The sequence below is a fragment of the Acidobacteriota bacterium genome, assembly GCA_022562055.1.
Lineage (GTDB): Bacteria > Actinomycetota > Acidimicrobiia > Spongiisociales > UBA5794 > BMS3BBIN02.
Map to the genome: position 1 here is coordinate 1 of JADFQA010000039.1, position 13,258 is coordinate 13,258.

Annotated in this window: 16 protein-coding genes, 1 tRNA gene and 1 pseudogene; 9 read left to right on the forward strand and 9 right to left on the reverse strand. The window is 60.0% G+C overall.

All coding sequences use genetic code 11. The annotated features are described in order from the left end of the window. Positions 1 to 31 precede the first annotated feature (31 nt). The 5 genes from IIC71_12575 to IIC71_12595 form a co-directional block, all read right to left on the reverse strand. The gene (locus IIC71_12575) at positions 32 to 346 is read right to left on the reverse strand and encodes a transposase (GenBank protein ID MCH7670016.1); all 315 of its coding nucleotides are present in this window, start codon (positions 344 to 346) and stop codon (positions 32 to 34) included. Positions 347 to 364: 18 nt separating this feature from the next. Further along, on the reverse strand, positions 365 to 550 hold the full coding sequence (locus IIC71_12580; protein MCH7670017.1) for a hypothetical protein: 186 nt from the start codon (positions 548 to 550) through the stop codon (positions 365 to 367). Between the two features lie 276 nt (positions 551 to 826). Next, complete coding sequence (locus IIC71_12585) at positions 827 to 1,690, reverse strand: hypothetical protein (protein ID MCH7670018.1); 864 nt, start codon at positions 1,688 to 1,690, stop codon at positions 827 to 829. Positions 1,691 to 1,786: 96 nt separating this feature from the next. Next, entirely contained in the window at positions 1,787 to 3,037 is a 1,251-nt protein-coding gene (locus tag IIC71_12590) for an AAA family ATPase (protein MCH7670019.1), read from the reverse strand. A gap of 130 nt (positions 3,038 to 3,167) precedes the next feature. Continuing rightward, positions 3,168 to 3,371, reverse strand: a complete 204-nt coding sequence (locus IIC71_12595) for a helix-turn-helix domain-containing protein (protein MCH7670020.1) — start codon at positions 3,369 to 3,371, stop codon at positions 3,168 to 3,170. A gap of 68 nt (positions 3,372 to 3,439) precedes the next feature. Between IIC71_12595 and IIC71_12600 the strand changes: the two genes are divergently transcribed. The 3 genes from IIC71_12600 to IIC71_12610 all read left to right on the forward strand — a co-directional run bounded on the left by IIC71_12600 (position 3,440) and on the right by IIC71_12610 (position 5,217). Next, positions 3,440 to 3,997 carry a hypothetical protein gene (locus IIC71_12600; GenBank protein MCH7670021.1) on the forward strand — a complete coding sequence of 186 codons (558 nt, stop codon included), beginning with the start codon at positions 3,440 to 3,442 and terminating at the stop codon, positions 3,995 to 3,997. Continuing rightward, positions 3,997 to 5,055: a site-specific integrase gene (locus IIC71_12605; protein MCH7670022.1), complete on the forward strand. Its 1,059-nt coding sequence runs from the start codon at positions 3,997 to 3,999 to the stop codon at positions 5,053 to 5,055. The genes IIC71_12600 and IIC71_12605 overlap by 1 nt, the downstream gene beginning before the upstream one ends. Before the next feature lie 94 nt (positions 5,056 to 5,149). Beyond that, a tRNA-Val gene (locus tag IIC71_12610) sits at positions 5,150 to 5,217 on the forward strand. Positions 5,218 to 5,362: 145 nt separating this feature from the next. Here the strand turns inward: IIC71_12610 and IIC71_12615 are convergent. Next, a complete protein-coding gene (locus IIC71_12615; protein ID MCH7670023.1) occupies positions 5,363 to 6,187 on the reverse strand; it encodes an alpha/beta hydrolase in 825 nt (274 codons plus the stop codon). A gap of 156 nt (positions 6,188 to 6,343) precedes the next feature. Between IIC71_12615 and IIC71_12620 the strand changes: the two genes are divergently transcribed. Beyond that, the gene (locus IIC71_12620; GenBank protein ID MCH7670024.1) at positions 6,344 to 6,634 is read left to right on the forward strand and encodes a transposase; all 291 of its coding nucleotides are present in this window, start codon (positions 6,344 to 6,346) and stop codon (positions 6,632 to 6,634) included. Further along, complete coding sequence (locus tag IIC71_12625; protein ID MCH7670025.1) at positions 6,631 to 6,930, forward strand: transposase; 300 nt, start codon at positions 6,631 to 6,633, stop codon at positions 6,928 to 6,930. Before IIC71_12620 ends, IIC71_12625 begins: the two co-directional genes overlap by 4 nt. A 9-nt stretch (positions 6,931 to 6,939) precedes the next feature. On the opposite strand, the gene IIC71_12630 is transcribed toward IIC71_12625, so the two are convergent. After that, entirely contained in the window at positions 6,940 to 7,533 is a 594-nt protein-coding gene (locus IIC71_12630; GenBank protein MCH7670026.1) for a bifunctional 4-hydroxy-2-oxoglutarate aldolase/2-dehydro-3-deoxy-phosphogluconate aldolase, read from the reverse strand. A gap of 238 nt (positions 7,534 to 7,771) precedes the next feature. Beyond that, positions 7,772 to 8,476, reverse strand: coding sequence for a hypothetical protein (locus IIC71_12635; protein MCH7670027.1), 705 nt, complete (start codon positions 8,474 to 8,476; stop codon positions 7,772 to 7,774). A 373-nt stretch (positions 8,477 to 8,849) separates the two neighbouring features. On the opposite strand from IIC71_12635, the pseudogene IIC71_12640 reads away from it, so the two are divergent. After that, positions 8,850 to 9,316, forward strand: a pseudogene (locus IIC71_12640) (ABC transporter ATP-binding protein). Positions 9,317 to 9,444: 128 nt separating this feature from the next. On the opposite strand, the gene IIC71_12645 reads toward IIC71_12640, so the two are convergent. Beyond that, complete coding sequence (locus IIC71_12645; protein ID MCH7670028.1) at positions 9,445 to 9,825, reverse strand: nuclear transport factor 2 family protein; 381 nt, start codon at positions 9,823 to 9,825, stop codon at positions 9,445 to 9,447. Between the two features lie 83 nt (positions 9,826 to 9,908). Here IIC71_12645 and IIC71_12650 point away from each other — a divergent pair, with 83 nt between their 5' ends. The 3 genes from IIC71_12650 to IIC71_12660 all read left to right on the forward strand — a co-directional run bounded on the left by IIC71_12650 (position 9,909) and on the right by IIC71_12660 (position 13,142). Beyond that, positions 9,909 to 10,898 (forward strand): LLM class flavin-dependent oxidoreductase, encoded by a 990-nt coding sequence (locus tag IIC71_12650; GenBank protein ID MCH7670029.1) that lies wholly within the window; start codon positions 9,909 to 9,911, stop codon positions 10,896 to 10,898. Between the two features lie 70 nt (positions 10,899 to 10,968). Continuing rightward, positions 10,969 to 12,003, forward strand: coding sequence for a TIGR03619 family F420-dependent LLM class oxidoreductase (locus IIC71_12655; protein MCH7670030.1), 1,035 nt, complete (start codon positions 10,969 to 10,971; stop codon positions 12,001 to 12,003). Next, a complete protein-coding gene (locus tag IIC71_12660) occupies positions 12,000 to 13,142 on the forward strand; it encodes an aminopeptidase P family protein (GenBank protein ID MCH7670031.1) in 1,143 nt (380 codons plus the stop codon). Before IIC71_12655 ends, IIC71_12660 begins: the two co-directional genes overlap by 4 nt. Positions 13,143 to 13,258: the final 116 nt, after the last annotated feature.

Sequence of the window (13,258 nt, forward strand, 5' to 3'; positions counted from 1 at the left end):
GCCTTCCGGTCAGTGACCCACCTGTAGCGGGTCACTGTCCCGATTCCTTCACCCAGAAGGCCGTCGCTCGTTTGAGTAGATCTCGTTCCATCCGTAGACGGGTATTCTCCTTACGGAGCCTGCCCAGTTCGGCCTTCTCCTCGCTCGTCAACCCTTCACGTTCGCCACGATCGGTGCGGGCCTGGCGGACCCAGTTGCCCAGCGTGCCGTCACCAATCCCCAAAGCCTGAGCAACATCGATGATCTTGCGCTCATCATCGAGCACCATCGATACCGCATCGGCTTTGAACTCACCCGTGAACGACCGCCGAACCCCACCCCGTCGTTGTTCTTGTTGTTGTTCCATAACTGACATGATTACCTCTCAATCGAGGTGACCGGTCATTGGGGGGAACCTCAGGTGCGCTAACTGACGGTAGTTAGTATCCTCAGTGAGGATACTAACTTGACGATCCGGTGGGGTGAGTGCGGCGAGTACGGCGGTGAGTCGGGCAATGATGTTGTCGAGGTCGGCGAGTACGATGGTTTGCCAGTCGGGTGGGTAGGTCATGCTGCGGGTTCCTTCCGTCCATTCGGGTTTGTGAAAGTTTTCACGTTCGGGTCTTGTGGGGTTCTCGGTGGGGTGAGAATGACTCGCTTCAATGCGGCGATATGGCTACACCGAGGGGTAGGGGTAGGGCAGCTGCAGTACCAGCCGTTGGGGTTGCAGCCGACACGATATGTGCCGTGGTCCCCAACAATGGCGGCGGTGATTATGTCAGCGGTGAGGGACCGCACGGTAAGACGTCCAGTAGCGAGGAGACGCCCGGCTTTGGTTGCCACGGTCTCACTCATCAGTTTCTTCTGGGGTCTCATTGAAGCTATCCACGAACTCGATGATGGATTCCCGTTCGCCTATCTCGTCGTGTTGTACTTGTCTAAGTTGGGCCATATCGGTGTGTTCCTCGATGGCGGCGGTGACAAGCTCGGCGAGTACGGTGGGATGGAATACCTCGAACGCTTCGGCTTCGACTTGGAACAGTGAGCCATGCTCGGCGATGAAGCTCGCAGCCCTTGAGTCTCCGGTTTTCCCTGGGGCGGGTGGTAGGTTGTACTCGGTCACTTGTTCACTGGTGACCGCAATGTGGATGATGTCGGACCACACTTGCCCGGTTTTGTCCGTGAAGTCTCGCTGGATGTCAACGCCCGACGGATCGAAGTCACCGATGTACAGGACAACAGCTTCGTCGCCCACACTGCTAACGATGTCATCCATGATCGTCTGGCTTCCGTATCCACCGAGTGCGACGTATGGGATGCCATACGGTTGTGACCATTCGGCGGCCATTCCGAGCAGTGCCGCTTTCTCGACTACTATCCACACTTCGGTCGGTTGGCCGTCCCGGTAGTCACGCTTGTACCCGTGCGCCGCATCTAGGAGAGCGTCACTAACCGAATTGACACCACCACGCTGATAGATGGAGCGGGTGTAATCCGTAAGCGAAGGGAACCACAATTCTCGCCGCCCTTGAGCGGTCCGCTTCGAGAGTTGGTCGTAATCGGTGTACACGTTCCTGTACTCATTGTCTGCACTTGCGAGCAGGTAATGGAGTTGGCGTAGCGTTGTCTCGCCCCGGCGGTTTACGATGTCGGCGGCGTCATGTAGCAGTTTCGGCCAGAAGTCCCGACTTCGTTTCGGACGGTTTTTCATAGTCCCACCCCTACAAAATTGGGGGAACGGTGACGGGTCCACGACAGATTTTCCTTCCGGAAGGAAAATTGGGGGACCGCACGGGTTGGGTGTGACTCATTCGGTGCCACCGTTGGGGATGAGTTCGGCGTCGAGAGCTTCGGCGATGGCCGTGAGGTCTAACACGTTGTCTTCTGAGGAATGGGACTTAGGGGGGTTCTTAGAATCACCTTCCCCCCTCAAAGTGGGTAACAGTGGTAACTCTGTAACAGTTGAAGGGTTGTCGGGTGTTACCGAGTTACCGAAGTTACCGGGGTTGGTAAGGGTGTATCTGCCGTCACCCGTCGAGTTGAGGTCTCCATCACGACTCATCTGCGCCATCAGCTTCCGAACTGCGCCCGGGGACTTGTCGAGGATGTCCGAGACTTCCTTCGGCGACATCGGCTCTCCGTGTTCGCGAACCGCCTTGACAATTTCGGCTCGGGCTGTCGAGGTGCGCCACTCATCCGCCGGTCCGAGTAGGGTCCACAAGCCCCCCTTCAAATTGAGGGCATATTCATATTCGTCGATTTCTCGCCCAGTACCTTTGAGGACCGCATCGGGTCGGCCCCGATCACGAAAGATTCCGATCACGGTATCGCAAGCGCCGGTCAAGCCCGTCGACCCTGAGATGGAATCGAGCCAGTCCTCGGGGTCGGAAAGTTTGTTGAGGTGATGCACCACGACGAAGCTGACACCTGTTTCGGCGGCGCAGCGTTGGAGTGGGATTAGTGCGTCGTAGTCGTCGCCGTAGATTCGGTTGCTGTTACCGGATGGCCTCACATGCTGCAACGTGTCGATCACGACTAGTCGGGTCTCGGGGTGCTTGGTGATGAAGTCCCGGAAGTCGTCGATGCCGCCCCCGTCTTTGCTGATCGGTCGCCACTCGTGACGCACTATGAAATCACCTGCTGGCACTTCATCCCCGAGGAGCATCCGTATGCGCTGTTGCAAGCGCCGTGGGTGATCTTCGAGGGCCACGAACAGAGCGGTGCCTTGTTCAACGTCGATTGATCCGAGCGCCTTGCCCCCGGATGCGACGGCTAACGCAAGATTGAGAACCAACCAGCTTTTCCCGATCTTTGGTCGGCCGCCAAGGAGTGTTAGCCCATCTGGGAGAACACCTTCCACGGCCCAGCGCGGAGGAGGGAACGTGTGCGCCATCAGTTCCTTGAGGGTGTAGAACCCGTCCGTCGAGCCGAGCGTCGAGCCGAGACTCCCGGTTGCGCGTATCTGTTGCACCTCGTCCTGGCGCTGCCACTTGTCGAATTCTTCTTTCGTTTGCTTGGCGGTCAAGTGATCCTGTTCGGTTGGGCCGTTGTCGGTCATCGGGACATCTCATGGAGTCGGCGCCATGCCACCTTGCGACGTGCGACAATTTCGGCGCACGAATAGCACGGGCCGACGGCACAGGTGCAACGATCCCGTCGTGCGGTCCTCTTGCGGCGGGGTCGGCGGTTCATGCGTCGGTCTTGGTCCCGGCGCGCGTCTGGCTAGTGAGCCATTCTTCAATGTCGCTGCGGCGGTAGCGAACCGAAGCGCCCACCTTGATGAAGCGTGGGCCTTGTCCTGCGATGAGTCGCCATTGTGCGGTTGTGGAATGATGAACCCCGAGTTCGTCGGCGAGTTGATCGTTCGTGAGTAGTTGGGTTGGGGTTGCCATGCGTTGCCTCCTGTCGGGTTGCTATCGCATGGTTGCACAGTGGTACGAATACGTCTAGAATGTGTCATATGGATATGACACTCACTCTCAATCAGATTGTCGGGCAGAACGTGGAGCGCCTCCGACAGCGGGGCATTCGCGTCGGCGGGACGATGGAACGTGGGACTAAGACGCTGCTAGCGAAGATGTTGTCCGCCTACCTCGAAGAGAAGTACACCCGTTTTGTTGTCGCCGACCTTGAGGGTGCCCGTCGTCGCAATATGCGATGGCCCGAGCTTGTCGCATTGTGCGAGATTTTCGAGGTTCCATTGTGGGAGTTGGTCTTGCCGCCTGAGGGTGTGGGGGTCGCTACCCCAAGGCCACTTCGCGGTCCGACAACCAAGGTGTGGGGAATACCTGGCCGCCCGGACATCACGATTTCCACTCAAGCGACCACCGGTCGTAACGAGCTGTCGGCGCTGCTTTTCAGCATCGCTGCCGACGACCTCACTGACGGTCAGCTAGCGAACTTTCGCGACGACATGAAAAAGAAACGCGACAAGCAGATTCGCGCGGATCTAAGGGCCGCGGTTTCGAAATTGACGGAGGTTCTCAAAGAAGAGTTTCCAGAAAAGGAGAATAACTGATGGCGCACGTCAGAAAGCACCCAAAGAGCGGCCGTTGGCAGGTCCGGTATCGTGACCCGTCGGGCCGTGAACGGTCTCGCAACTTCAAGCGGAAGATCGACGCTGATCGGTTCCTCGTGACAGTCAGCGCCGACGTGCTTCGGGGGGACTACATTGATGCACGTCTGGGCCGGGCGACGGTGGCGGAGATGGCTGAGCGGTGGTGTCGCACCCGGTCGCACCTTGCCCGAGCGACCCGTGACCAGGACAGCGCGTTTTTGCGTTCGCTGGTTTTGCCACACTTTGGAACCCGTGCCGTGGGGTCTGTGCGGCGATCTGAGGTAGCGGCCTGGCTGGCGGGTCTCGATGTGGCACCGGCGACGAAGGCGAAAGCCTTGCAGAAACTGAGTGCAATCTTCGGCGTCGCTGTCGGAGATGGGGCGCTACGGTCGAACCCGTGTGATCGGATACCGAGACCGACGCAACGGCCGAACCGTGTGGGGCGGGCTCTCACAGATGATGAAATCGAAGCGGTTTTGGACGCCGCCGAAGCCGTAGACGAGTCCAGCGCCGCAATGGTGCATGTCATGGCTCGTGCCGGGCTCCGAATTGGTGAAGCTATCGCCTTGAAACGTGTCGACGTCGACGGGGGAATGCTCCACATTCGGCAGTCAATGTCACGCCGTGAAGGGCTCGGACCGGTGAAGGGCCGTAGCGGTGGCCGTTCGATCCCCATGCCGGATGGCCTACAAGCCCGTTTGCAACGACATATGGCGTCTCAAACACTGGCCTCGTTGGAGGGTTGGTTGTTTGTCGCCGCACGCGGCGGGCCGATACGGTACGACAATTGGCGGTCCCGTACTTGGAACCGGATAGTCGAAGTTGCAGGGGTTGGGGATTTGAAACCGCACGACCTACGCCACACAGTGGCGACACGGCTGTTCGTCGTTGACGCCTGGACCGTGCCACAAGTGCAAAGTTACTTAGGTCACGTCGACCCGACGGTGACCTTGAGAACGTACACCCACATTCACCCGGAGGCACTACCAACACCGGGCATGATCGGCACCGGTCGATGACGGCAGAACCCGCCGTTGGTGACGTCCGAAGGAAGTTCTGCGGACACTTTGCGGACACCCTACGGTAATTTCAGTCAAAACCCCAATGTTTACAGGGGTTTTCGGAAGTTGAGGGCTTCCCTTACAAGGAAGAAGTCGGCGGTTCGAATCCGTCAACGCCCACTGCTCAGCACCCCAGTATCGACGGGAGTTTCTACGTTTGCGGGGCCGAAGTCAAGCGCTGAGAATCACACCCACTGGGCGAAAGTGCTGCGTTTCCCTCTATGTCAACCTTGCGTGACACAGAGCCTGGAGGAACTAGAAAAGGTCAGGGGCGAACGAACTCATCGAGGAAGGCTGCGACCGCGGCCACGAGTGGGGTACCTGACGTCAACGCCAAGTCGTTGTGATTCGCACCCTCGATTATCACGATTTCCTTTGGGTGAGAAGCCGCTTCGTACACGCGGCGACTCTGATCAGTGGGCACGATGCTGTCGGCTGAACCTGCCACGATGAGGATGGGGACATCGATTCCGGGGATCCTCTCGACATTCGGAAAGCGGTCCCACATCAACAGCGATATCGGCAGGAACGGGTAGTGGACCGATCCGATTTCGGGGAGCGACGCGAAGGGCGAACGCAGCACGAGAGCTGCCGGCGGTCGCTGCTCCGCTACACCGATCGCCACAGCCGCGCCGAGGGACTCGCCGAAGTACACCAGAAGGTCGGCATCGATGTCCGGGCGAGTCTCGAGATAGGCGACCGCGGCTCTCCCATCGGCGATGAGGCCGTTCTCCGTGGGACTGCCAGGGTTCCCTCCGTATCCCCGGTAGTCGACAAGCAGCACGCCGTAGCCGTGGTCTGCCAGCGCTTGCGCGAGCGGAGCTCGATCACTCCGGTTGCCTGCGTTGCCGGTGAACAGGATCACGGTGGCCCCGTTGGAGTCTCGTCGGGCAGGCAGCAGCCACGCCGCCAAGGTCAACCCATCTTCGGTGGGAAAGGTCACCTCTACGGCACCGGGCAGCGCGGTGGCCACATCAGGCACAGCCTGGGAGGGGAGGTAGATGAGGCGCCGCTGGAAGACCCACATGAACGCGACAAGCAGCAGCGCTACCACGGACGCGATGACAACCCCCCTCACGACGCGTTGCACACTTTCCACTCCCAGCTTTGAAGTACAAGGGCTCTCGCGGCACATTGCATGATGCAAGCTTGACACGCCGCCCAGGACCCGGCAAACCCGCGAGTGAGATTCCCCCATTTCTCCGGACACGTTGGTGTGGGGTTTTGAGGGTCCTAGAGAGGAGAGATGATCCCTGCACCGTTCCCGGAGGAGTTCCGGAGGAGAGCAGTTGAACCGGCTCGTGAGAGAGGCAAGTCAATTCCGAAGCTGGCTGAGGATTTAGGCATCTCGGAGTCGGGGTTGCGCCGGTGGGTGGCTCAAGCCGACATCGACGATGGCACCGAGCCTGGGGTGACGTCTGACGAGCTATCAGAGTTGCGCCGGTTGCGTAAGGAGAACAGGGTGTTGAAGATGGAGCGTGATCTGCTCTCTCGAGCCGCAGCCTTCTTCGCCAGAGAGAATGTCCTGCCGAAATGATCTTTCGGTTTACGGATGCGAACAAGGCCGATTTCCCGATCCGGTTTATGGCGTCACGTCTCGGTGTGTCAACGTCCGGGTTCTATGGGTGGCGACACCGCCAGACGAATCCTTGTCAACGCCGGATTGCCGATCAAGAGCTGGGTGAGACGATCACCGAGATCTGGCGCCGATCTCGTGGCACCTACGGTGCACCTCGTATCTGGGCAGAGCTACGACTTGGGAGAGACATTTGTGTCGGTCGCAAACGCGTGGAACGGTTGATGCGCCAGGCAGGTATTGAAGGTATCTACTGACCCACGCTCCTAGTCGAGAAAAGTGAGGCCGTGGGGTAGGGCGGCTGTCAATCCCGAGCCCATGCCAACGCCGGCAGCGCCGGCATCGAGGTACGTGCGAGCGTTCGAGGCGGTTATGCCGCCTACTGCTACGAACTCCGCCGCGGGGAACGGTCCCCGCATCGCCTCCATCCACCCGGGGCCGAGTTGCGCCGCGGGGAACGCTTTGACGAGCGGATATCCCAGATTCATTGCGATGGCCAGGTCGGTTGCTGTCGCGACGCCAGGCAGCATGGGACAGCCAGCATCAGCCGCTGCCGAGAGGGTCTCGGTGGATACGTTCGGAGCAACGGCCCAGGTCGCGCCGATCTCCAGTGCTCGTTCGAGGTCGCGAGGCGACAGCACGGTACCGGCGCCGACCCTGTGTCTCCCCTCCGCTGCATCCACGACGGCGGCGAGAGACTCCTCGGCGAACTCACCGACGAGCGAAACCTCGACAAGCGCAATACCGGCAGCCCAACTCTTGATAGCGGTTGCTGTGGCGGTGGCGGGATCAAGGCCCCGGATGATGGCCACCACCGGAGTCGCCTGGAGACGGTGGATGAAGAAGTCCTTGTCTGTCATGGGTTCCATCCGAGAGTAAGGCTGACGCTCTGTGTGGCGTTCAGCAGGACTGGGGCGAAGGAGTCGAGTTCTTTAAGGGGAGTGTCACCGCCGTAGTGCCTGAAGCGTGGCCTCCCCTGTGCAGGCGAACCAACCCCGAGCGGGGCAGGATCACATGCATCCGTTCCTTCCATGGCTTCTGCCACGACCATTCCCTGGTTGCGGGTCAGGCAACTGCGCATCGCACACAGGAACCACATCATAGAGATGACGCAGCGCGACGAACGCGAGAAAGGCGCGGAGACGCACGGATGGCCGGTTCCAGGGCCTTGCTGTCGACCGCAGTGTGTTCCCTGTTCTGTATGCACTCTTCGATGGCAGCGGATCGCCGCCTGTGCAAGACGGATGGCAAACTCGTGGGTCGATTTCCCAGTGGGATAGCAGTCCCGCAGAATGCGTTCCGTCGTTTCTGCAATCCGATCAAGGCCTTGCGAAACGTCCGCGTCGCTGTATCCGTACTCCGAGGCGATGTTGATGACCCCCCGGCATTTGCGATGAAGTCAGGAACGTAGGCGATTCCCCGATCCGCAAGTTGGTCGCTGACATCATCGCTTCGAAGCTGATTGTTCGCCGAACCGACCACAGCACGGCATCGCAGATCTGGGATGACCGATTCAGTGAGTAACCCGGCGGCGTTGTCGCTCTGCGGGTCACCGATGACGACGGCTTTGCCACCTCCGAATGGCAGCCCTGCTGCTGCCTTGTAGGTCATGGCTTCTGACAAGCGCAGAGCATCGGCCAATGCTTCGTCCAGATCGCGGTAGCGACGGAACCGGAGTCCTCCCAAAGCGGGCCCCCTGACCGTTGAGTGGACGGCGATGAAGCCATCCAAACCACTCCGGGAATCCTGCACACGATCGACGCTCTCGTAGCCGGACGTCTGGATCTTGGTGACCTGAACCATGTTCGCTCGTTCGTTGATCTCATCGTGGCCAGCGAGGTGGTGTACGCATTCGAATCCACGCATTCGATGGACTGCTGCCGATCTTCCCATGTTAGGAAAAGTCGATACAACTTATCCATCCAACCGCGCTATTTACACGACGAACGCATAAGAATGCGTGGTATTGCTGAGCAAGTGATGATTCAACGGTCGCCTGAGCCCTGCAAGGTCACTGTATGGTGCAGGAATCACGAGTAGGTCGGCAGATCGCACGAAATGTCGTCCAACATTTGAAACGTTCGTCTATCATGTGAAAATCCGTGCTCAGCGATCGTCGATCGCAAGCGTATGAACGTATGACTCAGGAGGCGAGGATGACGAGGTCGAGAACAAGGTGGACGAGGTTTTCACACTTGCTGGCCTCAGCGGGGAGTACAAGGATCGGTTACCTCGAGAGCTGTCCGGTGGCCAGCTGCAGAGGATCTCTATCGCAAGAGCACTGATGAGTAACCCCGAACTCATCGTGCTTGACGAGCCGACATCATCGCTGGACCAGTCGATTCGCGGCAGGATCGTGTCGTTGCTTCGGGACATTCAGAGACAGCGCCAGGTGGCGTATCTGTTCATCAGCCACGATCTCAGCACGGTGAGGCGCATTGCCGACCGTGTGGCCGTCATGTACCTCGGACGTATCGTCGAGATTGCGGAGACGGAAACTTTTTCGAGTTCCCTCAACACCCCTACACGAAGGCTCTACTGTCTGCCGCGCCTTCGATCGATCCATCCAGACGATCTGAGCGCATCGTGCTTGCGGGCGAGACGCCCAACCCATCGGAGTTACCCGTGGGTTGCGCGTTTTAAGAGAGGTGTTCGCTCGTGCACGACAGGTGCCGCGGTGAGGCTCCGATACTCAGGTCGTTCGCCGCAGGTCATGACGTCGAGTGCTTCGCCGTCCCCAGCGCTTCAGAACGGAGTTGACGATCAGTACCTCAAAGAGCCTCTTGTTCGACATCTTGCGGGTCAAGGTAGACCTTCACCGACGCGACCATGCCGTCTCGCAGCTCAAACACCTCGGTGAACTCGATGGTGTATCCAGGATCGGCGGGATTCGTCCCTGTGCTCTCGAACTCGACAACGATCACGTCCCCATCCGTGATGATGGTCTTTGCGCTCATGCGTTCGTCGGGGAACCTTCGATGAAGAACGTCGATGTTCCGGCGCACAGCGTCGATACCGAATCGAGGTTCCCCTATGGTGCTCCAGTACACGACATTGGGCTGATACAGACCCATGAGGACGTCGGTGTCACGAGCGTTGTAGGCTGCGGTGATCTGCCCGATCAGAGTTCGGGCATCCTGTGCACTCGCCATTCGCTGTTCTCCTCCAGATTGCGTATACCGGATTATCGTCCATCGTCGCGTTCTACGTTGGCATTGAAGAAAGGAGCGTCCTGATGGCCCCGAAGCGCTCGCTCGGACTCGTCATGGGGAGCGCGGTCGCTCCCGAACACATTTCGAGCGCTGCAGCGACCGCCGAGTCTGTCGGATTCGATGAGATTTGGCTGGCAGAGGATTTCTTCTTCACCGGCGGTATCTCAGGTGCGACGCTCGCGCTTGGCGCTACATCGAGAGTGAAGGTCGGCCTTGGAGTGGTGTCGGCGGTCGTCCGCCACCCTGCCCTTCTGGCGATGGAGATTTCAACGATCTCGCGTGTGCACAGCGGCCGCCTCATCGCCGGGGTGGGGCTCGGCGTACCAGCTTGGATCCATCAGATGGGTCTGTACCCGCCATCGACTCTCGCAGCGTTGCGCGAGTGTGTTGTGAACGTGAGGGAGCTTTTGGGGGGTGGGCGCATCGAGCGTCGGGGCGACGTGTTCTCTTTCGACAATGTAGCTCTCACATACCCCGAACTTGGCGACCCGACGCCCATCCACATGGGCGTGTCCGGGCCTAACATGTTACGCCTTTCCGGTGAGATCTCCGACGGCACGGTGCTCTCCGTCGGGGCAAGCCGGGAGTACGTGCAATGGGCGATTCGTCGGATCGACGAAGGAAGGGAGAAAGCTGGTCGGAGCTCAACCCACCCGGTGACGGTCTTTGCGATCTATTCCGTTGATGCCGATGGCGATAAAGCCAGATCGGAAGCGAAGGCAACACTGTCGTTCTACAAACAACGCGGCTCCAATGCACTGACGGATGTTTACGGCATCTCGGATCAGCTCAATGCGCTCGTCTCCCGTGGCGGATACGACGCCGTGCTCGCCGGGATGCCAGATGTCTGGGTGGAGGATCTCACTATCGCAGGCACTCCCCGTGAATGCGCAGCGAAGATCTCGGCGCTCTACGACGCTGGCGCCGACTCCGTGGCTCTCTTCCCCGTCGCCTCTGATCGCGTTGAGGATGTTGTCGCGTTGACGGCGAGTCAAGTGATGCCATGGCTGTGAGCGTCATCCATCCCTTCGGCCCGATGGCCCGGGCCCAGAGCCTGTCTCGCTGTCGAGTCGGAGAGCACGCATGACCGCGATCCCGCGCTTCGGTCTTGCGATACCGACAGCTACAGAAGGGATGATGTACCCGGTCCCCTTCGCCAGTGTCAATGAGGTCGTCGACCTCTCGGTGGCCGCCGAACGCCTCGGCTTTGACTCCGTGTGGGGCAATGACCACGTGTCGACGCAGAGGTATGTTCGGTCCGACTACGACGATCCGCCGCGTTTTTATGACCCCCTGACGCTGCTGGGATTCGTGGCGGCTTCCACGACGACGATTCGTCTCGCCACCGCTGTTCTCGTGCTGCCATTCAGGCATCCGGTGATCGTCGCAAAACAGGCAGCGACCCTTGACCAGCTCTCCGATGGCCGATTCATGCTCGGCGTGGGAGTCGGTGCCTACCGCGAGGAGTTCGACGCCATGTACTCAGGTCGCGAGCTTCACCGCGGACGGTACGTCGACGAGTTTCTCGACTCCTTGGCCGTTCTGTTCTCACATCGACGTGCCACCTATGAGGGAGAGTTCATCCGGTTCGTGGACATCGAGAGCTTCCCAAAGCCCGTCCAGGATCCCTTGCCGATCCTGTCGGGGGGCAACTCGCCCCAGTCGCGTCGCAGGGCAGCGACCACAGCGAATGGTTGGTTGCCGGCGTGCCTGACACCTCGTGAGTACGCCGATGGCTTGCGCGACATCCGTCGTATCGAGGCCGAGGAAGACATCGACCCCTCGAGGCACTTCGACGCGGGGCTTCAGTTGGTGGTGTCGATCCATGATCGACACGAGGACGCCGTCGAGCGGTTTCGCTCGTCGCGCGTCCATAGCCATCTCGCTTCGCTCACGAGGTCGACGATGAAGGGCCGTCTCGGTGATCCCCTTGAGGCACGCAATCTTGTGGGCACGCTTGACGATGTCCTGGAGCAGATACAGGCCTATGTGGACGCTGGCGTCGATGTCTTCGCCGGATTGCTGTTCGCTACGGACACCGTTGACGAAACTCTTGAGGCGATGGAACGGTTCTCACATCAGGTGATCGCTGCCTTGACGGATAGGAGTGTGTCGTGATCGAGACCGCGATCGGGCTGCGCAACGCCCTCGACGATTCTCCCTACGACTGGCTGGCGCTTGGTTCGCCGGAGCACATCGGCTATTCCACGGGCTATCGAAGCGTCGCGGGTGACCTATTCAGATCCCACCGAATGCTGGCACTCGTGTCGGTGGACCGAACCGTGCTGGTCGGGAGCGCGGCAGACGGAGCTGCAGCTTTCGACTCGGGGATCTCGGCACACGACTACGTCTCGTTCGGAACGTTCTTCTTCGAGTCTGTCGACGCGACGGCGCCTGAGTTGGGACTTGCGTCCCAGCACGACTCCTTTCACGAAGCTGTCGCCCATGCCGTCTCCGAGGCGGGCGTCGCCGGGCGGGTCGGGGTCGACGCCGGAGCGGCTGATCTTGCCGAAGCTTTCGCTTCTCACCGCATCAACGTAACCGATGTCGTTGGCTGGATGTACGATCTGCGCTCGGTGAAACTTCCTGTGGAGATCGAGAAGCTTCGGATCTCAGCACGCCTGGCGGAGCAAGGAATCATTGCCGCGCTCGATGTCGCGTGTGTCGGCGTATCCGAGACCGAGTTGGCTCGTGTTGTAGCCGCAACCATGGCCTCAGGCGGTGGTTCCCCGCGCTTCACGGTGGTGACCTCCGGGCCGCGCAGCGCGCTGTCGGATGCCCGCGCCACGGAGCGGGCGCTTCGGTTGGGAGATCTTCTGCGATTCGACGTCGGCTGCACCTTCGATGGGTACTGGTCCGACGTGGGGCGTACGGCGGTGGTTGGGGAGCCCACACGGCGCCAAGCTTCACGATACGATGCAATCCTCGCCGGAGAGCAAGCTCAGCTCGCGATGATCCGCCCTGGAGTCTCCGCTGAGCAGGTCTTCGACGTAGCCGTCTCTGCCGTGGAGGCGGCCGGCCTCGCTCCCTATCGACGCCATCATTGTGGCCACGCCATCGGCACCGAGGTGTACGAACGACCCGTTATCTCGCCCGGCTCATCGACCGCGTTGGAGCCGGGAATGGTGTTCTGCGTCGAGACTCCCTACTACGAGATCGGCTGGGGCGGAATGATGATCGAAGATTCTCTGGTCGTCACCGACACAGGAGTGGAGATGCTGACGACCTCGGATCGTTCCCTTCGAGTGATCGAATGATGAGCGCGTATCTTGGCTATCTGGCATGCCCGCGATGCAGTGCCAGAGTTGAGGAGGACGCCTGGATGTACGGCTGTTCAGTTTGCGCCGCCGAGGGCATCCCCGTCAACGTCCAT